22 protein-coding genes and 3 pseudogenes are annotated in these 25,991 nt (G+C 46.7%); 12 read left to right on the plus strand and 13 right to left on the minus strand.

Annotated features, from left to right (window positions below):
- The first annotated feature begins 63 nt into the window (after positions 1–63).
- Both HUN05_00005 and HUN05_00010 read left to right on the plus strand, forming a co-directional pair.
- Positions 64–1,275 (plus strand): IS256 family transposase, encoded by a 1,212-nt coding sequence (locus HUN05_00005; GenBank protein WDP83754.1) that lies wholly within the window; start codon positions 64–66, stop codon positions 1,273–1,275.
- A gap of 9 nt (positions 1,276–1,284) precedes the next feature.
- A complete protein-coding gene (locus HUN05_00010; protein ID WDP87841.1) occupies positions 1,285–1,821 on the plus strand; it encodes an IS630 family transposase in 537 nt (178 codons plus the stop codon).
- Positions 1,822–2,054: 233 nt separating this feature from the next.
- On the opposite strand, the gene HUN05_00015 is transcribed toward HUN05_00010, so the two are convergent.
- The 3 genes from HUN05_00015 to dbpA form a co-directional block, all read right to left on the minus strand.
- Positions 2,055–3,143 (minus strand): strictosidine synthase family protein, encoded by a 1,089-nt coding sequence (locus tag HUN05_00015; protein ID WDP83755.1) that lies wholly within the window; start codon positions 3,141–3,143, stop codon positions 2,055–2,057.
- A gap of 65 nt (positions 3,144–3,208) precedes the next feature.
- Positions 3,209–4,153 (minus strand): ribosome small subunit-dependent GTPase A, encoded by a 945-nt coding sequence (gene rsgA / locus HUN05_00020; GenBank protein ID WDP87842.1) that lies wholly within the window; start codon positions 4,151–4,153, stop codon positions 3,209–3,211.
- Positions 4,146–5,519, minus strand: coding sequence for an ATP-dependent RNA helicase DbpA (gene dbpA / locus HUN05_00025; protein WDP83756.1), 1,374 nt, complete (start codon positions 5,517–5,519; stop codon positions 4,146–4,148). The genes rsgA and dbpA overlap by 8 nt, the downstream gene beginning before the upstream one ends.
- Before the next feature lie 197 nt (positions 5,520–5,716).
- Here dbpA and HUN05_00030 point away from each other — a divergent pair, with 197 nt between their 5' ends.
- Positions 5,717–6,163, plus strand: a complete 447-nt coding sequence (locus tag HUN05_00030; protein WDP83757.1) for a DUF1499 domain-containing protein — start codon at positions 5,717–5,719, stop codon at positions 6,161–6,163.
- A gap of 13 nt (positions 6,164–6,176) precedes the next feature.
- Here the strand turns inward: HUN05_00030 and HUN05_00035 are convergent, their stop codons facing one another.
- The gene (locus HUN05_00035) at positions 6,177–6,635 is read right to left on the minus strand and encodes a response regulator transcription factor (protein WDP87843.1); all 459 of its coding nucleotides are present in this window, start codon (positions 6,633–6,635) and stop codon (positions 6,177–6,179) included.
- Positions 6,579–7,076, minus strand: a pseudogene (locus tag HUN05_00040) (hypothetical protein). Before HUN05_00040 ends, HUN05_00035 begins: the two are co-directional and overlap by 57 nt.
- A gap of 561 nt (positions 7,077–7,637) precedes the next feature.
- Between HUN05_00040 and HUN05_00045 the strand changes: the two are divergent.
- From HUN05_00045 to HUN05_00055, 3 genes are all read left to right on the plus strand, one after another.
- Positions 7,638–8,270 carry a DUF3786 domain-containing protein gene (locus tag HUN05_00045; GenBank protein WDP83758.1) on the plus strand — a complete coding sequence of 211 codons (633 nt, stop codon included), beginning with the start codon at positions 7,638–7,640 and terminating at the stop codon, positions 8,268–8,270.
- 4 nt (positions 8,271–8,274) lie between these two features.
- Entirely contained in the window at positions 8,275–9,078 is an 804-nt protein-coding gene (locus tag HUN05_00050) for a DUF3786 domain-containing protein (protein WDP83759.1), read from the plus strand.
- Positions 9,079–9,279: 201 nt separating this feature from the next.
- Positions 9,280–9,942, plus strand: coding sequence for a 4Fe-4S dicluster domain-containing protein (locus HUN05_00055; GenBank protein ID WDP83760.1), 663 nt, complete (start codon positions 9,280–9,282; stop codon positions 9,940–9,942).
- A gap of 131 nt (positions 9,943–10,073) precedes the next feature.
- Here the strand turns inward: HUN05_00055 and HUN05_00060 are convergent.
- A pseudogene (locus HUN05_00060) lies at positions 10,074–11,200 on the minus strand (Ldh family oxidoreductase).
- A gap of 460 nt (positions 11,201–11,660) precedes the next feature.
- Here HUN05_00060 and HUN05_00065 point away from each other — a divergent pair.
- The 6 genes and pseudogenes from HUN05_00065 to HUN05_00090 all read left to right on the plus strand — a co-directional run bounded on the left by HUN05_00065 (position 11,661) and on the right by HUN05_00090 (position 20,271).
- Positions 11,661–13,538: a cache domain-containing protein gene (locus HUN05_00065; protein WDP83761.1), complete on the plus strand. Its 1,878-nt coding sequence runs from the start codon at positions 11,661–11,663 to the stop codon at positions 13,536–13,538.
- Positions 13,539–13,580: 42 nt separating this feature from the next.
- The gene (locus HUN05_00070) at positions 13,581–14,843 is read left to right on the plus strand and encodes a response regulator (protein WDP83762.1); all 1,263 of its coding nucleotides are present in this window, start codon (positions 13,581–13,583) and stop codon (positions 14,841–14,843) included.
- A gap of 151 nt (positions 14,844–14,994) precedes the next feature.
- The gene (locus HUN05_00075) at positions 14,995–16,164 is read left to right on the plus strand and encodes an IS4 family transposase (protein ID WDP87844.1); all 1,170 of its coding nucleotides are present in this window, start codon (positions 14,995–14,997) and stop codon (positions 16,162–16,164) included.
- A gap of 14 nt (positions 16,165–16,178) precedes the next feature.
- Positions 16,179–17,591 (plus strand): annotated as a pseudogene (locus tag HUN05_00080) (sigma-54-dependent Fis family transcriptional regulator).
- Between the two features lie 207 nt (positions 17,592–17,798).
- Entirely contained in the window at positions 17,799–18,245 is a 447-nt protein-coding gene (locus tag HUN05_00085; protein WDP83763.1) for a hypothetical protein, read from the plus strand.
- 22 nt (positions 18,246–18,267) lie between these two features.
- Positions 18,268–20,271, plus strand: a complete 2,004-nt coding sequence (locus HUN05_00090; protein ID WDP83764.1) for a Cache 3/Cache 2 fusion domain-containing protein — start codon at positions 18,268–18,270, stop codon at positions 20,269–20,271.
- A gap of 242 nt (positions 20,272–20,513) precedes the next feature.
- Here the strand turns inward: HUN05_00090 and HUN05_00095 are convergent, their stop codons facing one another.
- The 7 genes from HUN05_00095 to HUN05_00125 all read right to left on the minus strand — a co-directional run bounded on the left by HUN05_00095 (position 20,514) and on the right by HUN05_00125 (position 25,943).
- Positions 20,514–22,262: a carbohydrate ABC transporter substrate-binding protein gene (locus HUN05_00095; GenBank protein ID WDP83765.1), complete on the minus strand. Its 1,749-nt coding sequence runs from the start codon at positions 22,260–22,262 to the stop codon at positions 20,514–20,516.
- Positions 22,263–22,376: 114 nt separating this feature from the next.
- Positions 22,377–22,655, minus strand: coding sequence for a DUF2160 domain-containing protein (locus HUN05_00100; protein WDP83766.1), 279 nt, complete (start codon positions 22,653–22,655; stop codon positions 22,377–22,379).
- 9 nt (positions 22,656–22,664) lie between these two features.
- A complete protein-coding gene (locus HUN05_00105) occupies positions 22,665–23,462 on the minus strand; it encodes a carbohydrate ABC transporter permease (protein WDP83767.1) in 798 nt (265 codons plus the stop codon).
- The gene (locus HUN05_00110) at positions 23,459–24,331 is read right to left on the minus strand and encodes a sugar ABC transporter permease (GenBank protein WDP83768.1); all 873 of its coding nucleotides are present in this window, start codon (positions 24,329–24,331) and stop codon (positions 23,459–23,461) included. Before HUN05_00110 ends, HUN05_00105 begins: the two co-directional genes overlap by 4 nt.
- A 10-nt stretch (positions 24,332–24,341) precedes the next feature.
- Positions 24,342–25,154 (minus strand): ABC transporter ATP-binding protein, encoded by an 813-nt coding sequence (locus HUN05_00115; GenBank protein ID WDP83769.1) that lies wholly within the window; start codon positions 25,152–25,154, stop codon positions 24,342–24,344.
- Entirely contained in the window at positions 25,111–25,635 is a 525-nt protein-coding gene (locus HUN05_00120) for an IS630 family transposase (protein ID WDP83770.1), read from the minus strand. Before HUN05_00120 ends, HUN05_00115 begins: the two co-directional genes overlap by 44 nt.
- Positions 25,632–25,943, minus strand: coding sequence for a hypothetical protein (locus HUN05_00125; protein WDP83771.1), 312 nt, complete (start codon positions 25,941–25,943; stop codon positions 25,632–25,634). Before HUN05_00125 ends, HUN05_00120 begins: the two co-directional genes overlap by 4 nt.
- Positions 25,944–25,991: the final 48 nt, after the last annotated feature.

The raw sequence follows: 25,991 nt of genomic DNA on the forward strand, positions 1-25,991 counted from the left end.
CGTTCAAAATTCTGTGTCAGTTGAATGAAAGCTGATATACTCAGCTAAATAAGGAGAACTGACATGACCGAAGAAAACACCGAATTTGATTTTCAAAAAGCCCTTAAAGGCATCCAGGAAGGTAAACCCTTCACAGGTAAGGGCGGCGTCCTTACATCATTAATCAAAAATCTTGCTGAAGCTGCTCTTGAAGGAGAGTTGGAGTCCCATCTCGGGCAGGAAGTTTCTGCCAACCGCCGTAATGGAAAAAGCAAAAAGACCATTAAATCCCTGGATGATAAATTTGAGCTAAAAACCCCGCGTGACAGGGCCGGAACCTTCTCTCCACAGATCGTCAAAAAACATCAGACAACGCTCAGCGATGAAATTGAAAGAAAGATAATAGCCCTTTACGGCCTGGGCATGAGTTATAATGATATGGCTTCCCATTTACAGGAAATCTATGGACTTGAGATTTCAAATGCCACTCTGAGCACCATTACCGATAAAATCATCCATACCGTCAAAGAATGGCAGGCCAGGCCGTTGGAAAATGTGTACCCAATCGTATGGCTTGATGCCATACATTATAAAGTACGAGAAAACGGAAAGGTCGGCAGCAAGGCCGTTTACACAATTCTTGGGGTGAATATCGAGGGCCGCAAAGAGGTTCTTGGGCTGTACATATCCGAGAATGAGGGTGCGAACTTCTGGCTGCAGGTGTTAACAGACCTTTCAAACCGAGGGGTAAAAGATATCCTGATTGCCTGTGTTGATGGTCTAAAAGGTTTTCCCGAGGCCATTGAGACCATATTCCCGGACACAGAAGTTCAACTCTGCGTAGTCCACCAGATCCGAAATTCATTGAAATACGTTGGTTCCAAAAATAAAAAAGAATTTATGGCAGATCTAAAACGTGTTTATAAAGCGGTCAATAAGGATCTGGCCGAAGAAGAACTGGATATCTTGGAAAATAAATGGAATGACAAATACCCGATTGTGATAAAATCCTGGCGGAACAACTGGGAACGCCTCAGTCATTTCTTTAAATATCCAGAAGAGATTCGACGGATAATATACACCACAAATACCATTGAGGCTGTGCATCGACAGTTTCGAAAACTGACCAAAACAAAGGGATCATTCCCGAACCAGGACAGCCTGTTAAAGCTGCTTTACATGGGGATCCAGAACGCCAGTAAAAAATGGACAATGCCGATTCAAAATTGGTCACTGACAATTTCCCAGTTGGCAATTTTCTTTGAAGGCCGGCTGGATAAAGAGCTGGGAATTTGATAGGGATTTATTTACAGATGGAAAAGATGGTTCCAGGAACTCCACTCCAGCAAAAGAAAGGCATATCTTCGTCTTCGTGAACGTTATGTACGTCGTTGCAAAACGTTTGTTTATGTTGATGAAAGCGGCTTTTCGCCTTATACAACCCGTCGCTATGGATATGCTCTCAAAGGGCAGCGTGTTCATGGTTTGATTGCAGGAACAAAGCACCCTCGAACGTCTTTGATTGCTGCCCGCATCGAATATAGTTTTGAAGAACCATTTTTGTTTCAGGGAACATGCAATGCGGATATCTTTAATGCTTGGATCGAACACCAGTTGAGTCCACATCTGAACGATAATCATGTCGTTGTGATGGATAACGCATCCTTCCACAAGGGCGAAGAAACCAAATATTTGATAGAAAGAACTGGTGCAGCTCTTTTGTTTTTGCCCCCGTATTCACCGGATCTCAATCCGATTGAACACGATTTTGCGGCCCTAAAAACCATCCGTGAATACAATGAAAACGAAACGATTGATGAAATTATCAGGATGTATAAATAATTATCGGCATTGCTATACATTGGTGATGATTGCCATGATGTTCTCAATTGTTAAAGGGTTTGGCAAAGATTTAAAAAACAAATAATTTTTATTTAAAAAGACAATTAAAACGGGTGTGAGACCGGAAAAACCCATTCCGGTTTCACACCCGCTTTTTTATTTTCCCCGCCCCCTTTGATGACTTCACCCCCTGGGTAAAAAAATACGATTGATTAGTCTGTCAGCCATTATGTCTAATCAATTCTAATCAATTTTGATTCAACCTTGTCAGCCAATCTGTATTTTCCGATTCGATCGTTGTGCAGACTGCCCAGGTAAAGATACCCCTGATGTTCCCGGGCAGACGTGATCTCTTTGAGGTGTTCGCCTGTGGGATCGTGCAGGCATTGGGTGATCTTCCCCTGTTCATCCAATGCCAGAACCAGCCCATAGGGTGTGGGCTTGGGCCACAGGGCTTTGGGCAATTTGGATATAAGGGCTTTTAAAAAAGGAAAGGGATGAGTCTGGTCCACAATTTTATTGCGAACCGTAAAAAGGGCCAGCCAGAATCTTCCCTTATGATTACTGGAAATATTGTCTGGAAATCCCGGCAGATTATCAATAAATATTTCATGGGTACCGGATTTGGGTCCTTTTAACCAATAACGAACAATCCTGTAGCGGTAGGTCTCATTAATCAGAACAAAATCTTCCTGCTCGGACAGGGCCACGCCATTGGCAAAATAAAGGGATTTTAACAAAACCTTTACCCGGCCTGTGGCAGGATCGTAGCTGAGGAACCTGCCGTGGGGTTTTGATTCTAAAAGATCATAAAGATACTCATCCGGTCCAAATTTGGCACTTGCATCCGTAAAATAGATGATCCCGTCACTGCCAATGTCCAAGGCATCGGTAAACTTAAAATCCAGGTCGTCTGCCGATCTTGCCAGAACCGTAATTTTTCCCTGGGGATTAATGGAGAGCAGTCCCTGATAGCCATCGCAGACAATCAGGTTGTCATTTAGATCAAATTTCATACCCAAAGGACGACCTTTGGTATCTGCAAAGGGTTTAAGCCGGCCATCGGGCAGAAGGCAGATAATTTTCCCATCCTGGGTTCCCCCGTAGACACGGCCTTGTCTATCCACGGCCACCTCTTCAGGCCCGTTAATCTCTCCCAAAGCCAAAAGCTGGGCCGTTTGCAAAAGCCCGGCTGACGCCTGCAAACGGGTAAAGTCCCGGGGCTCGGGCGGGAAATACGCTGCCGGATCAATTGGAGCGGGTTGAAGAAAAAAAATAATAATTGCCAAAATGACAAGCGTGGCGGCAAATGCCTTTTTCATGGCTCAAACCTCCTTTGTAAAATCGGGATGGCCTTTTTTCACCTGCTGCCCTTCAATACCATGGCCTATCTTCGGGTTTTGAACCGGGCATCCCCGGCCTCAAGCTGGTCAAGGATACCAATATAGGTCTCATAGCGTTCCCGGGTGATTATTTTGCTCTCAACCCGTTCGAGCACGGCGCAGCCAGGTTCGCTGCGGTGGCGGCAGTCCCCGAAACGGCAGCGGCTTTCCATGGCCTCTTCAAACCCCGGAAAATACCCTGCAAGGTCCTGGGTTGAGATATCCACCAGTCCGAATTCGTTAAACCCAGGGGTGTCCACAAGTTCTCCCCCGCCCGGCAGTGAATGAAGGGTCGAGACCGTGGTGGAGTTGCACCCTCTTTTGCCGGCCTCATAGAGTTGGCCGACCTTGAGATCCAGAGTCGGGCAGATGGCATTGAGCAGGCTGCTTTTGCCCACCCCGGTAATACCCACAAAAAAACTGCGAAACCCCTGTCCCAAAAACAAGGTCAAGGCGTCAAGCCCCTCTCCTGTCTCTGCGCTGACAACAAAAATATCCACAATCCCTGAATAAACAGCCCTAATTTCAGCAACAAAGGATTCAGCCGCTTCAAGATCCTTCTTGTTGATCACCAGCACTGGTAAAAGGTCGGCCTCTCTTGCAGCCACAATGGCCTGGTCAATATATCCGGGGGTCGGCAACGGCAGGGGGGAGACCACCACACCGAGAACGTCCAGGTTGGCCCCGATGGTCCGGACACTGCCCCTGGAATCCCTTCGGCAAAGTGTTGTTTTACGCGGCAGCCGGGTAAGACGCTGGCTATGGACCACCACCGAGTCTCCCACAACATGGCCCTCACGCCGTTTCACCTTGATTTTTTGCCTTTCCCCCGATGCAAACAAGACATCCACGGCAACCCCATGATGGGCAACGATCAGGCCTTTTTGACCCGGAACAGAACCCGGTGGATTTTTTTTCTTAATATTCAACCGTAAATCTCCATTACTCATGTCTGTGGACAATAAAATGCCTTCCTTTGATCTTATTTTTGGAAAGCGATTTTTCAGCCGTATCGGCCATGGTGCGTTCAATGGCAACGTAGGAATAATAATCAAAACAATTGATCTTGCCCACGCTGCCCCCGTCGATTCCCCCATCCTTGGTCAGCGCCCCCAGGATATCTCCAGGCCGAAGCTTGACCTTGCGCCCGCCGTTGATGGAAAAGGTCACCATGGGAATGGCACTCTCCTGATCTGAAGGTTCAAGCATTTGAATATCAGAAACCTCAAAATCAGTACCCATCAGACGGTTGATCTCTTCGAGCCTGAAACGCTCCTGGGGTGCCATCAGGGAAAAAGCCATGCCCTCTTTCCCGGCCCGGCCGGTCCGGCCGATGCGATGGATATACACCTCGGGTTCAAAGGGAAGATCAAAATTAATGACCGCACTAAGCTCCGAAATATCAAGTCCCCTGGCAGCCACGTCCGTGGCCACTAAAATAGGGGTACTGCCATTGGAAAAACGAACCAGTATTTCGGTTCGATCCTTTTGTTCAAGGTCTCCGTGAATGGCCAGAGAGCAAAATCCTTTTGCCTTAAGAAAGGTTGAAAGAGACTTGCACTGCAGTTTGGTATTACAGAAAACCAGTGCCGAAGCCGGCTGATATGCCTCTAAAATCTGGGCTGTAGCCGCGGGCTTCCACTCAGGGCCGGACTCATAAAAATATTGGCGAATAACGTTGTCTTCATGCTCAGTATCCACCTTCACCTGAAGGGCGGTTTTCTGAAACCGTGTACTTAAATCAAGGATCGGCTCTGGAAAAGTCGCTGAAAAAAGGAGGGTCTGACGAGTTTGGGGAACATAGGCCATGATCGCTTCAATGCTGTCGCTAAAGCCGATATCCAGCATTCGATCGGCCTCATCCAGAACAAGGGTTTTGACATGATCAAGATTCATTGTCCCGCGCTTTAAATGCTGTTCAATGCGCCCGGGAGTCCCCACCACAATATGTCCCTGATGCTCCAAAGAGATTTGCTGGGGCAAAAAAGGCACTCCGCCGCAGATGGTTACAATTTTAATATTATGTTTGAACCGGGCGATTCGCCTCAGCTCGCAGCTCACCTGCTCTGCCAATTCCCGGGTGGGACACATCACCAGGGCCTGCACCCTGAAATGCTTGACATTCAGCTTGTGCAGCAGGCCGATGCCAAAGGCTGCGGTCTTCCCGCTCCCTGTCTTGGCCTGGGCCAGCAGGTCCTGCCCTTTTAGCAGATGGGGCAAGCTGTGTTTCTGGACCGGAGTCATCTCCTGATATCCCAGGGTCTTAAGATTTTCGATCATTGGTTTGGTTAATGGTAATACGGTAAAAGCAGTCATGAACCCCTTTTTTTATTGAATACAGGCCCTGCAAGGCCTTTTTGTGTTTTTGTATCACACCCGGCAATCTTGGGTTTAAACTTACAAATATAAAAATGAATCATAGATATACCATATTCAAAGCTTGATTGTTATGTTTTACACGACTATGGTTTACACTGGTATCAAAAAACCCAGACTCAATAAAAGGATAAACAATGAAAAAACTTGGGGTTTCAATCATCAGTTGTTTCATATTTTTTTCCTGTGCAGGGCAACGCCCGGAGAATTTAGGCATCCACCACAACCAGCTGGCCGGCTGCCCGGGCAAACCCAATTGTGTTTCCAGCCAGGCCCCGGATAAAGACCATTTTGTGGCACCCATGACCTATCAGAATGAAAAGGCGGCGGCGATGGCACGGTTAAAATCAGTCATCAACTCTTTTCAACGAACACAGATTGTTGGGGAAACTAAAAATTATCTTCATGTTGAATGCCGGTCGGCAGTCATGGGGTTTGTCGATGATCTGGAATTTTATTTTCCAAAAGAAAAAAAGATTCACCTGCGCTCGGCCGCACGATTGGGATATTTTGATTTTGGGGTGAACCGCAAACGGGCCGAAAAAATTAGGACCCTTTTTAGGGAAAAGACAACCGCCCCATAATATTCAATAAAAATCATACAAAATGATTCTGGGTGGCCCAGACAGAGGCCTGGGTCCGGCTGTTCACCGCCAGTTTATTAAAAATATGGTTGATATGGCTTTTTACCGTATGGGGACTGATATTCAGGGATTGGGCAATTTCCACATTGGTGGTGCCGCAGGCAAGGAGTTGAAGCACCTGGATTTCCCTTTGGCTTAAAGGTGAGGGCAATTGCGTGTTGGCCTCATCTTGCAGCCCCTCTTTTATGGCGGATAAATGCGCTAACTTTTTTTCCAGGTTTTCAATATATTGATTGGCTGAATTTAAATCAGACATATTCTGAGTGTTATCGATATCCAAAGCAATGGTGGAAAGCAGTTTGCCCTCATTATCATGGATGGGGAAAACGGCTTTTTCCTGGACCGGCAGGTTGATATACGGACAGCGTCCAGGCGTGGTCCGCTGTCTGCTGAGCATGGCGGCAAAGGCCATGCAGGTGCCAAAGCCGCACTCATTGCAATTGGTCTGGGGCAGCAGCTTCAATATCTGGGTGAGGGATGTCTGGCTGAAAAATTTATACCGGGGAGAGATCATTTCCTTTTGATGGTAGACCTGGTTTAAAAACCCCATCAAACCAATGATCAAGGCCCGTGCATCCTCACTGTCATCCACCGGGGAAACAAGGCCTTTATCAGGACGAAGCACACAAAGCACATGGTCAAAATTAAACCGGATATGGGGTGGATTTTCAAATAATTGTGCTTTTTTTGCCACGACATTGATATAGGGAAATAAAAATGTAACATCCCTGGAAAACTCAAATTCCGCCATCATATACGCCTTGAGCTTAAATGCGGTCCGGGTTCTGGGCCCCCTGCCCATGGCGCATACCCGCAAGCTGTGAAACCCTATATTTGAATTCTGTGACCCCATGAACGCCTGTCCAATTATTATTTTTTATCACCATAGGGTAGATGATTTCGGATGTCAACAGATCTGCTCTGCCCCTGATCCACCATACAGCACCACCTTTTTCGTTGCCTGCGTTTGCTCCTCCCTGGGGAGTATGACTTATACACCTCACTTGTCGCTCGCTTAGCGCCACAATATGGTAGCTTGCTGGTGGCCAGGAAAGCACGGAATATCCCCATATTTAAGCAAATATGAAATTAGGCGGCGGATTTGGGTCTGCCTGATCTGCCATCAGGTTACCACGGGTTTATTGAATCGTTTGCTCCCTGCAAGTATGGTTTTTCCACCCCGGTTGCCAGGTTTGGTCCCCCAACAGGGCCGCCGGCCGAAAAAAAGCCCCCCCATTTAAACCAATATAAGATCCGTCAATGGGGTAAACTGGCCAGATCAAAGTTGAGCCGTACCATAAATTTCATATTTTTTTTTAAAAATCACCCAAATGGGGGATGTTTTCATACACAAGTTAAGGTTAATTCAATACACTAGCAGGGTAAATGGACAACAAGATAAAGGAAATCGCATATGAGTGAACATTCAAAAATATTTGAAACCCACTACCAGAACTATTGCAGACAAATTCAAGCCATTGATCTGGATGCCATAAAAAAACGGCTGAACATTCAAGTAAAAAACAATATTGCCCATGTTCGGCTTTTCGATCAAACCTATCAGGTCTCGGGCCGGGGCATTTTTGATGAGGCCAATAAAAAGGCAGACTATGTCACCTGCGTTATTTTATCCAAATATCTTTTGAACTGCCCGGATCAATCCTATTTGGATGCTGATTGGTGCACATTTCGTGATTTTAAAAAAGAATCTCATTTCACCAATGCCAACTTTTTCAATTCAGATACCACCCGGAAAATCATCGACTTTTTTTCCGGCCGGTTAATTGAGCTTAAAACAGCGGCCGAACACATACAGGGGGTTAACGAGCAAACAGACCTGGCCTATGACCTGTCTTTTTCATTTACCGCCCTGCCCCGATTATCCCTGCTGCTGCTGGTAAACGAGGCAGATGACGATTTTCCTGCCGACTGCAAGGTCTTGTTCCAGCGGCAGGGGGAATATTATCTGGATCCGGAATCTCTGGCCATGACCAGCGGACTTTTGGCCCAAAAACTAATCCGTGCGGACGAAACCAAAGGAGATTAAACCAATGGCTGAATTTAAAAACACCATGGATGTCTTTAAAATATTGAAAAAAACCAATTGCCGAAAATGCAACAAACCCACCTGCCTGGCTTTTGCTGCGGCGGTTTTCCAGGGGCAGATCGCCTTGAGCGAATGCCCGTTCATTAATAAAGAGTTACTTGAAAAATATGGGTCTCAAAAATTAGAATATGAATCTGCGCCTGAGCAGGACTATATCAAGGTGATGGGCCAGCTGAAAGACCGGATAAAAAAAATCGATCTTGAATCAAGAGCTGAACCTCTGGGCGCAAAATTTTCAAAAGGCAGACTCACCTTGAAAATTTTCGGCAAAGACTTTGGCATTGATGAAAAAGGGGAAATCTCAACAGATATTCATGTCAACCAATGGATCGCCCCGCCCGTATACAACTATATCCTCAACAGCAAAGGCCTCCCTTTGACAGGATCATGGGTGCCTTTCAGGGAACTTAAAACATCCAAAGACTGGGCCCGTTTTTTTGAGTATCAATGTGTGGGGGCATTTAAACAAGTGGCAGATACCAACCCCTCTTTTTTCAAAGACATCATAGAATTGTTCAACGGCAAACCTGTTCAGAATCATTATGATGCGGATATTTCTTTGATGATTCGTCCGTTGCCGCTGCTACCCATGCTGATTTGTTACAACCGTGCCGAGGATGGGCTGGAATCGGATCTGAACCTGTTTTTTGACGATAGCGCAGATAAAAATCTGCCCATAGAAAACATTTATTCCCTGTCCACGGGCCTTGTCAATATGTTTAAACGCCTGGCCCAGACCCATGGCTGAATCCCTTGGGCCAGGGCCGTTTTGAATAATTGTCTTTTGGCTTGATTTCTTTGCACAGGCAAATTTTAACCCTTGAAGTAATATAGATATTTCTCTGGTTGAAATTTGCCAGGTTCAGACCGATAGAATGCCCGTTGAACTCAAACCATGAGTGATCAGATCTCTCTTTAATATTCATCATTTAAGCTTGGGAGTCTATATATGGATTCATATCTAACAAAATATGCCGTTCGCTACGATCAATGGCTGGGCAAAGATAAAATGAAATATTCCTCCAAGGTCATTCCCATTCATCAATCCCTTGAAGCCAGGCAATGGGTGATGCCGACACAACAGGCCATTTCCATAATTGCCCGGGCCGATTCTTTTGCCTTAACCCCATGCGCATGCCGGACACATTATCAATGTGATAAACCCAAAGAGGTCTGTTTTCTGCTCAACGATTTTGCACAAAAGGCGGTTGAACAAAAGGCGGCCCGGAAAATTGATTTCAATGAGGCCGAACAGGTGCTGCACACTGCGGCCGAAGCCGGGCTTGTTCACCTAAGCTTATACCGGCCCGACCAAAAAGTATTTGCATTGTGCAATTGCTGCTCCTGCTGCTGCCATGATCTCCAATTGCTAATCAAACACCATAGGACCGAATTGGTGATGCATTCCGACTTTATTGCCGCCACCAATGAGACCCTGTGCACAGGCTGTGGCTTTTGTACGGAAAACTGCCCGTTCAAGGCCCGCGACCTGACAGACCAGGGCCGGATTGCCTTTAATCCCCAACTCTGTTATGGGTGCGGGGTGTGCATTCCCATATGCCCTGAAAATGCCATTGAGATGAAAGAGCGTCACAAATTGCCAACCCTGTAACCCGAATATTTCACGAATACAATGGTCTTTTTTTCCGTTGTATCTTATCCATGGCCCGGCAACCCGGAAAAGGGCGGATTTTCCTTGATCCTAAATCCCTAGCCGTGCCAATTGCCCCGGGCAGGGCAGTATCATTGATCAAAATCAAAGCAATAGTTTAAATTGAAACGGTGGTTGAGTTCTGTCATCTGTGCCTGAAGGCTCTTTGGGACGGGACAGCCATGGACCTTTCGATACTGCCAGGCCAGCCATTCTTTTTCCCCTGCCGTATAAATACGATCCTGGCCGGGTGCTTTTTTTGAGGCCCGCAGATCCCGCATGATCTGTCCGGCAGTCGCTTTGAATTTGTCCAGCCCAGTGAACTCTTCAATATCAACGGCCATAAAAAAATGGCCCAGAGGAATGGGTGTTTTATTGCCGTCAGCATCCTTTCCGCTGAGCTGTTTTAAAAATTTCCCCCTTGAAGTGCAGCACAAAGGACCTCAACAATGGTGGCATATCCATAGCCTTTATACCCGGCGGTCTTTTCGCCCAATCCCCCAAGGGGGCTAAAAGCCGCCTTTCCAAGGGTAAGATCCTCTAAAATCCTGACAGTGTCGGTACGGGTGTTGCCCTCCTGCCCGATCACCCATCCTGAAGGGATTTGTTTTTCAGCCCTGCCGTAAACCTCAATTTTACCCCGCTGGGAAACCGATGTGGCACAGTCCAGAATAAAAGGAAAATCCTCGTCCGTTGGAAATCCAACGGTCAAAGGATTGGTGCCCAGCATGTTTTCCACCCCAAAGGTCGGAGCGATGGAAGGCCTGGCATTGGTGCCGGTGATACCGATCATCCCCTTTTTGGCCGCCATTCTCGCATAATAGCCGGCAATACCGTAGTGGGTTGAATTTCTTACGGCAACCATGCCCATGCCGTGTACACGGGCCTTGTCCATGGCCATTTGCATCCCATTTTTGGCAATCACATGTCCCATGCCGTTGTTCCCGTCTAAAACAGCAGTGGTTTTCCTGTCCCTGACAATGGAAATCTGGGTCAGAGGATTCAAGGTGCCTGAATCAATTCTGTCAATGTATATGGGTTTTAAACGCCCGATGCCATGGGAATCAATCCCGTATTTGTCAGAGGTGATCAATACATCGCTGACAATATCTGCATCCTTTTCAGGCACCCCGCTTGCCATGAGAACATTTTTCATAAACTTGTAAACAAGGTCAAAGTCCATCCATTTACAGTCTGTATACGCATCTTCATAGGCCATTGTCTTTTCCTTTGATGATTAATGATTAGCCGATAATACCCATCCCCTTTTTTTAAGATTGAGGAACAAAAAATTAAACAGCAAAAGCCGTACCACGGGCTAAAGTCAAGTACAGGACAGCCCCTGAAAAAGGGAAAAGACCGTGGGGCGAGGATCGGGAGCAGGCAGGCTTTTTCCAGGAAAATCATTGGAAAAAATATAGGTGTCTGAAACTTTTACACAATGGAAAAAAGCCTTTCTCACCTTGCCGTAACGGCCTCGATCCTGGAAGGGCTTTGGATGAAAACCGTTAAAACCATACCGGTTGATGGTCCTGTCGACTAAAAGAACAATTTCGCTGAACCCCATAGGCAATTTTAATCAAATGATTTTTTACCAAGGTCACTTTTGTACGTTGACTCGGTGAAATAAGATGATAGACTAATTTAATTCCAAATTTATTGAGTTTGAAGGAGAGGTTTTGGCCGAACTTCGCGTTAAAAAAAATGACTTAATTGACGGTTTTCCCCCAAAAAAAACCTTGGTCAGTTCCCTTAAGATTCTGCTGCCGCTATATACCACCTACATTATTTTTGTACTCAGTCTCTTTTTAGTCTTCATTCCCCAACAAAAAAAACAATTGCTGGATCAGAAAAAAGAAGCCATCCATAATCTAACCGACAGTGTAATCAGTTTATTGTACGAATTTGAGTTGAAAATAAAGCAGGGGGAAATCACGCCGGAGACAGCACGCGCAGAAGCAAAACATCAGATCCGCACCCTGAGATACGGGCCGGAAGGCAAGGATTATTTCTGGATCAATGATATGCATCCCTTTATGGTTATGCATCCTTATCGATCGGATATAGAGGGAAGCGACCTGAGAGTTTTCAAAGACGCCGCAGGGAAATACCCCTTTGTTGCAATGGTTGAAACGGTGATGAAAAAACAAGGCGGTTTTGTGGGATATCATTGGCAATGGAAGGATATTCCCCAGAAAAAAGTGCCGAAAATTTCCTATGTTGAAAAATTTTCACCCTGGGGCTGGGTTCTTGGAACCGGTTTCTATGTAGACGATATTCATCGGGAGATAAAATTGATTCGCCAAAAGATTCTAACCATTTTCGGCGGCATCCTGGTATTTATCATCCTTTTATCCCTATATATTACCAAACAGGTGATTCAAATTGAGCAGAAAAAAAATCTGGCGGAAAAAGCACGAAACCTGGACGAATTGAGATTAAAGAAGCTGTTTGAATTAAACCAGATGACCCATGCATCAATGAATGCCCTGACAGAATTTGCCCTGGAAGAAGCGATCTCTTTGACCCAAAGCGAAATTGGATACCTGGCATTTTTAAGTGAGGATGAATCACAGCTGAGGATGCACACCTGGTCAAGACAGGCCATGAGACAATGCGAAATTGAGGATAAAATACTGGTATACAAGGTTGCAGATACCGGCCTGTGTGCTGAAGCGGCCCGGTCCAGAAAACCATTAATCATCAATGACTACCCCAATTTTTCCTCATCGGCAAAACAAGGATATCCCCAAGGCCATGTCAAAATTTTACGGGTAATGAATGTTCCCATTTTTGACGGGGATAAAATGGTTGCCCTGGCAGGCGTTGGAAACAAAAAAGAGGACTATAATGATTCAGATGTCCGTCAATTGGGATTGATGATGGACGGTGTCTGGAAAATTCTTCAAAGAAAAAAGGCGGTGGTTGATTTGCGGAAAAGCGAGGAGCGCTATCGTCTGCTGGCAGAGAATGCAACCGATGCGATCTGGATTCTTCAGCTTGCCGATTTTAGATTTTCCTATGTCAGTCCGGCCATGGAAGGCCTGTCAGGATACGCCCCGGCGGAATTCATTGGTTTGGAGATGGAGGAGCATCTGACTCAAAAATCCCGGGAACAACTCTCTGCAGTCATTTCCCAAGAACTGGACCGGGACGGTGCGGATGCAAAACGATTCAATGTGCTTGAATTGGAAATGATTCAAAAATCTGGCTCAACCATATGGATTGAAGTCAATGCCCGCTTTTTAAAAAATGACAAAGGTATTCCAGAAAAAATATTGGGAATCACAAGGGATATTACCCAGCGCAAATCCCTGGAAAAAAAATTAGTTGAAAGCAATGCGGACCTGCGAATCGCCCAGAAAATAGCCGGCATTGGCAATTGGTCGTCTGATCCACAAACAGGTGTTCGTGTCTGGTCAGAGGAGCTTTACCAGATTTTTGAAAGAGATCCCGAGAAGGGGCCTTATCCTTTTGCGGACCTTCAAAAAATATATGTGGGAAAATGGTGGGAACAATTCGATTCTGCGATTCACAAGGCATACTCCCAAGGCTGACCCTACGACATTGAGTTGAATCTCATCCTGCCTTCTGGCAAAATGAAATGGGTGAATGCCATCTGCGAACCAGAACCTGTGCCCGGTCCCAAAGGCCACTTTCTTCGGGGAACCATTCAGGACGTTACCGAGCGAAAAAAAATGGAACAGCGGATACAGCAGACCCAGAAAATGGAAGCCCTTGGCACCCTTGCCGGAGGCATAGCCCATGATTTTAATAATATTCTTTCCTCTATTTTCGGGTTTACGGAACTTGCAAAACTCAACTCAAACGGGGACCAGAAGATCCTAAACAATTTGAAACAAGTTCTGGATGCGGGCTTGCGAGCCAGGGAACTGGTAAAGCATATATTGACATTCAGCCGCAAATCAGATGCCCAAAAGGATGTGATCCGGGTTGTCTCTCTGGTCAAAGAATGTCTCAAATTTTTAAAAGCCTCAATCTCCCCGGACATTGATATTAAAATGCATTTTCCCGGAACAGATCATATGGTCATGGCTGATCCAACCCAGTTGCACCAGGTGTTTATGAACCTTTTTACCAATTCAGCCTATGCCATGAAAGATCACGGCGGAATACTTGATGTGAAACTGAAATCCATTGATCTTGGTGCCGATGATACCTTCCTCTTAAAACAATTGCCCCGGGGCAAATATGTTCATATCACCGTTTCAAACACCGGGTGCGGTATTCCTAAAAATGTTATCGAAAAAGTGTTTGACCCCTTTTTCACAACAAAACATAAGGGAGAAGGCACTGGAATGGGGCTGTCCCTGGTGTATGGGATCGTTCAGGAGATGAATGGCCATATTTCCATCCACAGCGAACCTGGAATGGGGGCAAGCGTTGAAATGCTGATTCCAGAGCAGACCAGCAAAACCGGAGAGGATGAAAACCGGAAAGCAGAACCACTTATAACCGAGAGGAGCAGGATACTCATCGTGGATGATGAACCCTCTATTATTGAATGGACCTCCCAGATGCTGGGCACACTCGGGTATGACATTGTCGGTATGAACAATGGCCTGGATGCCGTTGACGCCTTTAAGCGGGATCCCATGGGGTTTGATCTTGTTTTAACCGATCTGAGAATGCCCGGGATGGATGGTCTTGAACTGTCCGCCCTTTTAAAGGCAGAAAGACCCGACATCCCCATTGTTCTGTGTACAGGGTTTAGCGAAGGGGTAACTTCTGAGACAATACAGGCCTGCGGCATTTCTGATTTGATCATGAAACCCATGATTACAAGCGAGTTATCACGTATCATAAAAGCGGCATTAAAACTAGGACAAAAACAGGAATAGGGTATGGTTAAAGTATTAATTATCAGTAGTGTCCGGTTAGGTTGTTGCATATAAAAAGCATCTAAAATCATTGAAAAAACAGTCGGTTTTGTGTTGACAAATGTGCGTAAAAATTTTTGTGCGCCTTGAAAATTTAACTCAAGGAGCTCAAATGACGCACATCTCAGTCCCTAAAAAACAACTACGGTCCCTGAACTTTGACAATTTCAGGTGCCCTCTGATAAAGTCACTTTCAAAAGCACCGGAATTACAATCTCGAGGAGACCGCCCTTTAAAAATGACATTCGAAGACCAGATAAATGCTTTGGTTTATTTCCATCTTCAGGAGCACAAGTCTGCCCGACATTTAATTCAGGATCTCAAGGAGAATGTTTTTGCTAAAGAAAATATTGCGCCAGACGGTGGTATCAGCCGTAGTAGTTTCTGTGAAGCCATCAATCACAGGGGACTCGAACAACTGCAATTTATCTTTGAGGATCTTTATAAACAGGCTCTTGAGTGTCATCCGGGTGAACACGCCGAGTTAGGAGAGTTGGTTTCCATTGACGGTAGTCTCATAAATGCAGTCCTTTCAATGCACTGGGCGAACTACAGAAAAGGAAGTAAAAAAGCCAAAGTACATTGCGGATTTGACATTAATCACGGAATCCCAAACAAAATCTTTTTGACTGAAGGCAACGGCGCTGAACGCACTTTTGTTCCCAAAATACTTTCCAAGGGGCAAACAGGTGTTATGGATCGTGGATATCAATCCCATAAAGAATTTGACCTGCTTCAGGAGCAAGGCAAACATTTTGTCTGCCGTATAAAAACCAGGACAACAAGAACAATTATTGATAACCACGAGACCCCTTCCGACAGCTACATTTTTTATGATGCACTGGTTAAACTTGGTACTCCGAATCAAAACCAGACGAAAAGGCCTGTTCGGGTTGTTGGCTATAAAATTGCTGGCGTCAAATACTATGTGGCAACTGACAGGCATGATTTAACAGCGGAACAAATAGCAACAATTTATAAACTCCGGTGGACCATTGAGGATTTTTTCAAATGGTGGAAAGAACATCTGAAGGTATATCATCTCATTGCCCGCAGTGAATACGGCCTTATGGTTCAGATTCTTGGCGGCCTTATCACTTACCTGTTACTGGCAATCCATTGCCAAAAACAGTTTAATGAAAAGGTCACGATCAAAAGAGTTCGGCAGCTGCGAACCGCCATTCTAAATGACCTGTTTGGCTGCGAGGAGCAGAGCTCTCATAGTTCAAACAGGGACAATATTGTCAAAGATCAAAAAATTATTGAGCAAGCAAAAACCTAACCGGACATCACTGATTAATTATTGATGATGATTCAAAAATATGTCTGTTTTTCAGCACGCTGCTCGAACAGATGGGGTATGAATTTGAGATCGCCCATACCGTCAAAGAGGGACTCACTCTTTTTGGAAACCAGGATTTTGATCTGGTCCTTCTTGATTTGGAACTTCCCGATGGAAACGGGTTGGATCTGCTGCCTGAATTTACCGGGGCGCATCAGGCACCAGAGGTGATCATCATCACCGGGACCGGAGACTCCAGAGGCGCAGAACTGGCATTTAAATACGGGGCATGGGATTATGTCCAAAAGCCTTTTCTCCTTGATGAAGTCTCTTTGCCCATTGCAAGAGCCCTTCAATATCGCAAGGAAAAATTGGCCGCCCCTTGTTTGGTTCCACTGATCCGGCCTGATATCCTTGGGGAATCAGGTGCGATCAGAAATTGCCTGGAAGAGGTGGGCAAGGCCGCGGCAACGGATGCCAGTGTATTGATTACAGGAGAAACCGGAACAGGCAAGGAATTATTTTCAAAAGCCATACACGAAAACAGTAAAAGAGCGGACCATCCGTTTATTGCTGTTGATTGCGGTGCTTTGCCGGAAACATTGCTGGAAAGTACCCTGTTCGGACATGAAAAAGGGGCATTCACAGGTGCTGAAAAAAAACAGGATGGGCTTCTGGTTCAGGCCAATGGCGGCACATTGATGCTGGATGAAGTCGGAGATCTTCCCCTGGCCGCTCAAAAATCTTTTCTGCGAACCCTCCAAGAAAGATCTGTCCGTCCCCTGGGCGGGAATAAGGAGATTCCTGTTGATATTCGTCTGGTGGCAGCAACAAACCTGGATTTGGATAAAATGGTCCAAGAAAATCTTTTCAGGCAGGATCTTTTGTATCGAATCCGTGCCATGGAAATCAAACTGCCCCCTCTCAGGGAGAGGCAAACAGATATTGAAGAAATCACCGTTAAAAAACTCCATGAATTTGCAAACCGATACAAGATTTCAACCAAAGCCATTTCGCCTGAATTTCTCAAAATCTTATCCAAACACAAATGGCCTGGAAATATCCGTGAATTGATCAATGTGCTGGAATATGTACTGGCATCGGCCGGCAATGATCCAACACTTTTCCCCAAACATTTACCCCCAGAATACCGGATGTCCGAGCTAAAGTTTGAGCCGGTTTTGCCAACAAACTTAAAACTCTCCGCCCCCATGGGGATTGAAAACGGACTGCCCGCCCTGAACGATTACCGGGCCATGTTTGAAAAAAATTATCTAAAAGAGTTGATCAACCGCTCAAGAGGGGACCGGAAAGCGGCCTGCCGAATTTCCGGCACATCCCAGTCCCGCTTGTATGGGCTTTTAAAAAAATACGGCCTTCCCGGTTTTGGCCCTTCCTATATTTTTCGCCCCTGCTTTTTTCTATAAACGTTCCTGATTCCCATAAACAGGAACAGCTTGATTCCTGTTTATGGGAATATCCATCTATCCCTTAATCTAAAATCTCTTGATCACGCCCATAACCCATCGGTATTATAGCAAAATTCAAATAAAATACCCATTGGCATGCATTCTGCTTTAACCCAACACTAAAGGCGATCTATATTTAATATAAAAGGGGTGAATCAGGAGAAAATGAAACTCATCATATATACTAAGGATAAAGATTCTTTGGGAAAAAAACTTGGAAAAATGATTCACCAGCAACTTCCAGAAGTTCAAATTGAGACTATAGATTCTGCCGGTCATTTATCCCAGATCCTTTGCAGGCCGTTAAACAGGATATCGGTAATCATTTTTTTTACGGCCTGTAAAAAAGATATCCATGACCTGCTGGGCTTAAAACCTTTATTTGACAACACCAGGCGAATTTTGGTTCTGCCCGATGAGGCAAAGGGGATGATGGCCTTTGGGCTTCAATTAAATCCCAGCTTTATCAGTTCCCAGGACAGCGACTTTTTAGATATTATATCTGTTTTAAAAAAAATATATCAGAACACAAGGGAGGCATTCTCATGGCAGGCGGGTTTTAAAATAGAGCAGAACAGGGGACAACTTAAATTTAAAGACGAAAAAAAATAACCTTAAATCAAGGAAAGAAAAAATGAAAAAAAGATCACTAAAATTCAAACTCATTGTCGGGGGAGTTCTGGCTGCCATCGTCCCTTTAATGATTGTCGGGCTTTTTGCAATCAGCAAATCATCAACAGCACTTGGTTTTCTTGCAAAGGGACAGGCCCAGATGGTGGCTAAAAACATGGCCACCATGGTGGACATGGTCATGGCCCAGGAAATCAAATTTGCAAAGGGGCTGGCTGTTGATCCACGAATAAAGGAAGCCGCCTCCCAAGTGGCCCGGGTCGGGGTGGACAATGCCATGATGGAATTAAAGGATTTGGACAATTTTTTGGGAGATGCCTTTAATGAAGTAGGAGAAAATTATAATCTTTTCTTTGTCACGGATGCGCGGGGAACCTTCATATCCGACAACAAGGGCGGCGCCAATCGAACAACAAAATTATCTATCAAAGACAGGGATTATTTTTCTTTGGTTCAAACAAGCGGAACCGTTGTCATTGGATCACCCGTCATATCCAAGACCACAGGGCTCCCCATTACCGTAGTGGCCGTACCCCTGAAAACAGATTCCGGACAGTTTGCGGGTATGTTTGGAATAACCCTTAAACTCGATACCCTGTCAAAGCAGATTTCCCAGGCAAAATTGGGCAGCACCGGTTACTGCTTTATGGCCAACAAAAAAGGGCTGATCATTGCCCATCCAAACCAGGACCATATCCTAAAACTGGACCTTAAGAAACGCAACGGTATGGAATTGATTGTGGATGATATGCTGGCTCAAAAATCCGGAATGGACCACTATACCTTTAAAGGTATCCCTAAAATCGCGGGCTTTGCACCGGTTCCTGCCACCGGCTGGAGCATCTGCGTGACCCAGAATGAGGCTGAATTTATGGCGCCGGTGGTTGAGATCCGAAATATTGTTCTGATGGCCGGCATTATTTTTCTGGTTCTCACGGTTTTGGCTGTGCTCTGGTTTGTCGGCCGTATCATGGCCCAGTTGGGAAGTGATCCGTCCAAACTTGCCAGAATCGCTGACCGCATTGCCCGGGGCGACCTTAGTGTTGAATTTGATACCCATGGTAAAAAAATCACGGGAGTCTACGGTAATATGAAAAAAATGACAGAAAATCTGACCCGTATGTTCACGGATATTACCTGGGGAGTCCAGCCCCTGACATCTTCTTCCACAGAGCTTTCAGCCATTTCACAGCAGATGGCCTCAGGGTCTGAGCAATCCTCTCAAAAGGCAAATAATGTGGCATCGGCAGCCGAAGAGATGGCCACCAGCATGAACAGTGTTGCCGCAGCCACTGAACAGACCACTGCCAGTCTTCAGGTGATTGTTGCGGCTGCAGAAGAGATGTCAGCGACCATAAATGAAATTGCGAAAAACACCTCAAAGGGAAGCCAGACAACATCAACTGCAGTTGAAAAGGCAGAACATATTTCCAGAAAGGTCGATGACCTGGGCAAGGCCGCTTTGGAAATTTCCAAGGTCACGGAAACCATTTCAGATATTTCCGAACAGACAAACCTGCTGGCACTCAACGCCACCATAGAAGCGGCAAGAGCCGGCGAGGCAGGCAAAGGCTTTGCCGTTGTTGCCGGGGAAATCAAGGCCCTGGCCCAGCAGACGGCAGAAGCCACCGATGAAATCGGCTCCAGGATCGGCGACGTACAGACAAGCACCCAGGAGTCTGTATCTGCCATTGGATCCATTGTGGATATCATCAATGAAATCGATGCCATTGTGACCTCTGTGGCAACGGCCATAGAAGAACAATCAGCCACCACCCAGGAAATTTCAACCAATGTCAGCCAGGCCGCTGCCGGGGTTCAGGAAGTCAATGAAAATGTAAACCAGACATCTGCGGTGGCAGGAGAGGTGACCGAGGATATCCACCAGGTCAGCCAAGCCGCTGATGAGATAAATGCGGGAAGCATTCAGGTGAATACCAGTGCCGTGGAATTGTCCAAGCTGGCTGAAAATCTCAACGAAATGGTCAGCAGGTTTAAGCTCAAGTAAGGGCCAGACCCTAAAGCCGACCTGGTATTTCACCAGGTCGGCTTTAGGGTCTGGGGTTAAGGCTCCCGGTCAGAATAAAACCTCCCATATGTCTTCATCTTCGTCGTTGGGTGGCTGGGCACATATGTCTAATATGCTCCCAGCCACCCGCCTTGAATACAATAAAAAATCTTAAGCCATATTTTGGAAAATTTTAATTCGACCGTGAGCCTAAGCTGGCGGTCTTTAAAACCCCCACGCCATTATTTCACCCGGCCTTCTTTCCAGGCCTGGAGAAGCTTGTCATAATCAAGGGTTTCCCCCTGGGGTTTTTCATTGGCCAGTTTGGCCTTGGGAGAGCCTGGTTTGTTCAGCCAATAGGATTCATCCCTTTTTTTGTTCAAAAGGGGTCCCTTGTCTCCCTGGACACCGGATCTTGCGATCCGCATCATGATTTTATCCTGCTCTTTTGCCAGATTGTCCATGGCGGTTGACACGGTGACTTCTCCGGCAACAGCCTCACCAATATTCTGCCACCAGAGCTGGGCAAGTTTGGGGTAATCCGGTACATTGGTTCCCGTGGGTGTCCAGGCCACCCGTGCGGGGCTTCTGTAAAATTCAACCAGGCCGCCGAGCTTGGGTGCCCGCTCGGTAAAAGACTTGTCCTGGATGTCCGAATCCCTGAATGGGGTCAGGCCCACATGGGTTTTTTTCAGGGAGGTGGTTTTGCAGACGCAGAACTGGGCAAAGAGCCAGGCCGCTTTTCTCCGGTCAATGGGCGTGCTCTTGAGCAGGGTCCACGAACCGCAGTCCTGGTATCCCAGCTTCATGCCCTCTTCCCAATAGGGTCCGTGGGGTGAGGGGGCCATCCGCCATTTGGGGGTGCCGTCCGCATTGACCACGGGAAGTCCCTCTTTAACAATGGAAGAGACAAAGGAATTATACCAGAAGATCTGCTGGGCCACATTGCCCGTGGCAAGATAGGGAATAGACTGGTAAAAATCCATGCCAAGGGCGCCGGGAGGGGCATATTTTCTGAGCCACTCCATATATTTTTTCAGGGGGTATTTGGCTGCAGGACCGTTGGTGGCACCGCCCCGGCTGACTGAAGCGCCCACGGGCCGGTTGTTTTCATCCACACGGATTCCCCATTCATCCACGGGCTTTCCATTGGGAATGCCCTTGTCTCCTGCGCCTGCCATGGAGAGCCAGGCATCGGTGAACCGCCATCCCAGATCCGGGGCTTTTTTCCCATAATCCATGTGCCCGTAAATGGCCCGGCCGTCTATTTCGCCCACATGCTCGCTGAAAAATTCGGCAATGTCTTCATAGGCAGACCAGTTCACAGGAACTCCAAGTTCATACCCGTAGATTTCTTTGAATTGTTTTTTAAAATCCGCCCGATTAAACCAGTCGTAACGAAACCAGTAGAGGTTTGCGAACTGCTGATCCGGAAGCTGATAGAACTTGCCGTCAGGCCCTGTTGTAAAAGATTTTCCCATGAAATCGTCAATATCCAGAGTGGGAAGGGTGACATCTTTTCCCTGGCCTGTCATCCAGTCGGTGAGGTTGACCACATGGCCGTACCGGGAATGGGTGCCGATGAGGTCTGAGTCATTGACATAGGCGTCAAAAACATTCTTGCCCGACTGCATCTGGATCTGGAGTTTTTCAATGACATCCCCCTCCTGGATCAGGTCATGGATGACCTTGATGCCGGTGATCTCGTAGAAGGCTTTTGCCAACACCTTTGATTCATACTCATGGGTGGGGATGGTTTCGGAGACCACCTTGATCTCCATGCCCTTACAAGGTGCAGCTGCCTTGATAAACCATGCCATCTCATTTTGCTGTTCTTTTTTTGACAAGGTGGAGGGTTGAAATTCCGTATCGATCCAGCATTTTGCAGCGTTCATATCTGCAAATGCATAACCTGAACAGAAGGTGAACAAAATCGTAGAAACAACCAACCAAAGCCATTGGCCCGGTATTTTCCCTAACCTTTTTTTCATGTGTGATCTCCTTCTTATGGCCTTAAATAAGGGGATTTTTGCCCATGGGTATCAAGGCCGTGGATACCCACAGCACCCCGTAATATTTTTATATGAAATGCCGGCCTGTTAAATTTATCCCCAGCGCATGAGAATGACCATCCAGCCGAGGGAGACGGCAAATGCGATCCACAGGGTGAGGCTGGAAAGCCCCAGCCAGGCCAAATGAATGTATGCACTGCTTAAAAGACCGATAAAAAGCCGATCTCCCCGGGTGGTTGCAATGGGCAGAAACCCGCGTCTTTTCACACAAGGAGAGATAATCTGCCAAATGGTCATTGCCAAAAGTATCAGGGCAATGGTGATAAAAAAAATTGCCGTGGGCAGGGTCCATGCCATCCATTCAAATCTCATAGCATCCTCCTATACTCTTCCCATGGCAAATCCCTTTGCCATATGATTTCGAACAAACCAGATCACCAAAGCACCCGGAACAATGGTCAATATACCGGCAGCAGACAACAGCCCCCAGTCAAGGCCTGAAGCACTCACCGTCCTTGTCATGATGGCGGCAATGGGCTTGGCAGAAGTGGTGGTCAGCGTTCTTGCAAACAAAAGCTCCACCCAGGAAAACATGAAACAAAAAAAGGCGGTCACCCCCACGCCCGAGCGGATCAAAGGAATGAAAATCCGGGTAAAAAACCGGACAAAAGAATACCCGTCAATATAGGCGGTTTCATCGACTTCCTTGGGCACACCGGACATGAAGCCTTCAAGTATCCATACGGCAAGGGGCACGTTGAACAGGCAGTGGGCCAGGGCCACGGCAATGTGGGTGTCGATAAGTCCCACGGTGGAGTAGAGCTGGAAAAAGGGGAGCAAAAATACGGCTGCCGGTGCCATGCGGTTGGTGAGCAGCCAGAAAAACATCTGGCCGTCACCCAAAAATCTGTACCGGGAAAAGGCATAGGCTGCCGGCAGAGCCACGGCAAGGGAGATGCCCGTGTTCATGGTCACGTATAAAATGGAGTTGATATACCCTGAATACCAGGAGGCATCGGAAAAAATTTTCATATAATTTTCAAAGGTCAGATGCCTGGGATAGAGGGAAAAAACGCTTAAAATATCGGCATTGGTCCGCAAAGACATGTTGAGCATCCAATAAATGGGCAGCATGAGCAAAATAAAATAAAGGATCAGACACAGGGTTCTTTTTTTCATTGGACCTCTCCTTTCCCCACATTTTGAAGGGCCTGGTAAAACAGCCAGCAAAAGAGCAGGATGATTAAAAAATAAATCAGGGAGAATGCCGCAGCAGGTCCCAGATCAAACTGACCCACAGCCACCTTGACCAGATAGATGGACAAAAAGGTGGTGGTGTTGCCGGGCCCTCCGCCGGTGAGCACAAAGGGTTCGGCATAGATGAGAAAACTGTCCATGAACCGCAGCAACAGGGCAATGGTCAATACCCCTCTCATCTTGGGCAGCTGGATATATTTAAACACGGCCCAGCCCGAGGCCCCGTCAATGCGGGCGGCCTGGAAATAGGCATCGGGAATAGCCCGCAGCCCGGCATAGGCCAGCAAGGCCACCAGAGGTGTCCAATGCCAGACCTCCATGAGCATGAGGGTAACCCAGGCATCCGAGGGGCTGGCCGTGTGGTCAAATGCAATGCCCAGGCTGTTGATGCCGGCGCCGAACAATCCAATATCCGGACGGGTGAATATCATCCATATGGTGCCGATGACATTCCAGGGAATGAGCAGGGGCAGAGCCAGCAAAACCAGGCTGAACGAAGCCCCCCACCCTTTCTTGGGCATCATCAGGGCGATGATCACCCCCAGGGGCATTTCAATGATCAAAACCAGTCCTGAAAAAATAAACTGGCGCATGAGGGCCTCGTGGAGGCGTTTATCCCCCATCACCTCTTTAAACCATTCCATTCCCACAAATACCCGCTGGCCCGGGCCGAAAATATCCTGAATGGAATAGTTTACAACAGTCATCAACGGAATGATGGCGCTGAAGGCTACAATGATAAACACGGGCAGTACCAGAAACCATGCCTTATTGTCTTCCCATTTATCCATAGTCTCTCCTTTAGGTTAAAAGCCGGTCATTGCAGAATAAGCGAATCCAGTCGGTGGGGAATTTTAGCCAGACCCTCTCCCGGGGGATGGGGCGGCCTTCTGGAATTCTTGCCCGGACGAGATGTTCCCCGATACCAACGGTCAGGATTTTAAAACTGCCCTGGTCTTCCATTTGTTTCACCCGGGCCGCAACCCCATGGTCTAGGGAGCTGTCATGAACCTCAAGGTGGAGCGGACGGATGCCCAGCTTGATGGACCCTTGGGCCTTTGCTCCCAGTGCCGAAAGTTTTTCTCCCAGAAAGATATCGGCATTTCCCGCACGGGCAGAGCCGTTTTCCAGGGTCACCGGAAGAAAATTCATGCCCGGACTGCCGATGAAATACCCCACAAAGCTGTGGACGGGATTTTCAAACAGCTCCTGGGGAGTGCCGATCTGAACGATTTCTCCCTCGTACATCACCATGACCTGGTCCGCAAAGGTCAAGGCTTCCACCTGGTCGTGGGTGACATAGACAAAGGTCAATTTCAGCTGTTCGTGTATCTCTTTGAGTTTACACCTCAACTGCCACTTGAGATTGGGATCAATCACGGTCAGGGGTTCATCAAAAAGGATGGCATTCACATCTTTTCGCACAAGGCCCCGGCCCAGGGAAATTTTCTGTTTGGCATCGGCAGCAAGGCCTGCAGCCCTTTTTTTGAGAAAGGGGGTCAAATCCAGGATATCTGCCACTTCCAATACCCTGGCCCGTACATCGGTTTCATTATAGCAATGCCGATAATTATTTATACATCCTGATAATTTCATCAATCGTTTCGTTTTCATTGTATTCACGGATGGTTTTTAGGGCCGCAAAATCGTGTTCAATCGGATTGAGATCCGGTGAATACGGGGGCAAAAACAAAAGAGCTGCACCAGTTCTTTCTATCAAATATTTGGTTTCTTCGCCCTTGTGGAAGGATGCGTTATCCATCACAACGACATGATTATCGTTCAGATGTGGACTCAACTGGTGTTCGATCCAAGCATTAAAGATATCCGCATTGCATGTTCCCTGAAACAAAAATGGTTCTTCAAAACTATATTCGATGCGGGCAGCAATCAAAGACGTTCGAGGGTGCTTTGTTCCTGCAATCAAACCATGAACACGCTGCCCTTTGAGAGCATATCCATAGCGACGGGTTGTATAAGGCGAAAAGCCGCTTTCATCAACATAAACAAACGTTTTGCAACGACGTACATAACGTTCACGAAGACGAAGATATGCCTTTCTTTTGCTGTCGCTTCGCTCCCTGTATCCCGTCATCTTTTTTTTCGAGTGATTCCGAGTTGTTTCATATTATACCAGATACAGGCACGGGATACTCCGAAATGCTGCGCCCTTTCCGATTGTGTCATGTCATCATTTGTCTCCACATGGAGGCGCAAAGCTTCCAGATCCAAACTTCGTGGTCCTTTTGGACCGGGTTTCTTGTATGACAAACCATCTTCGGCAGACGTCCAGTTGTGAACACTTCCACGGGATACATTAAACTGACTGGCAGCTTCCGTCTTGCTTCCTCCATTTTCTACAAAATCTATAACGCGTTTGCGTAAATCTGATGAATATCTCATGGGGAAAATATAAGTTGTATAAATCCTTGTTCAAGTAATTGTTTGCTC

The organism is Desulfobacter sp. (assembly GCA_028768545.1).
Classification (GTDB): Bacteria; Desulfobacterota; Desulfobacteria; order Desulfobacterales; family Desulfobacteraceae; genus Desulfobacter.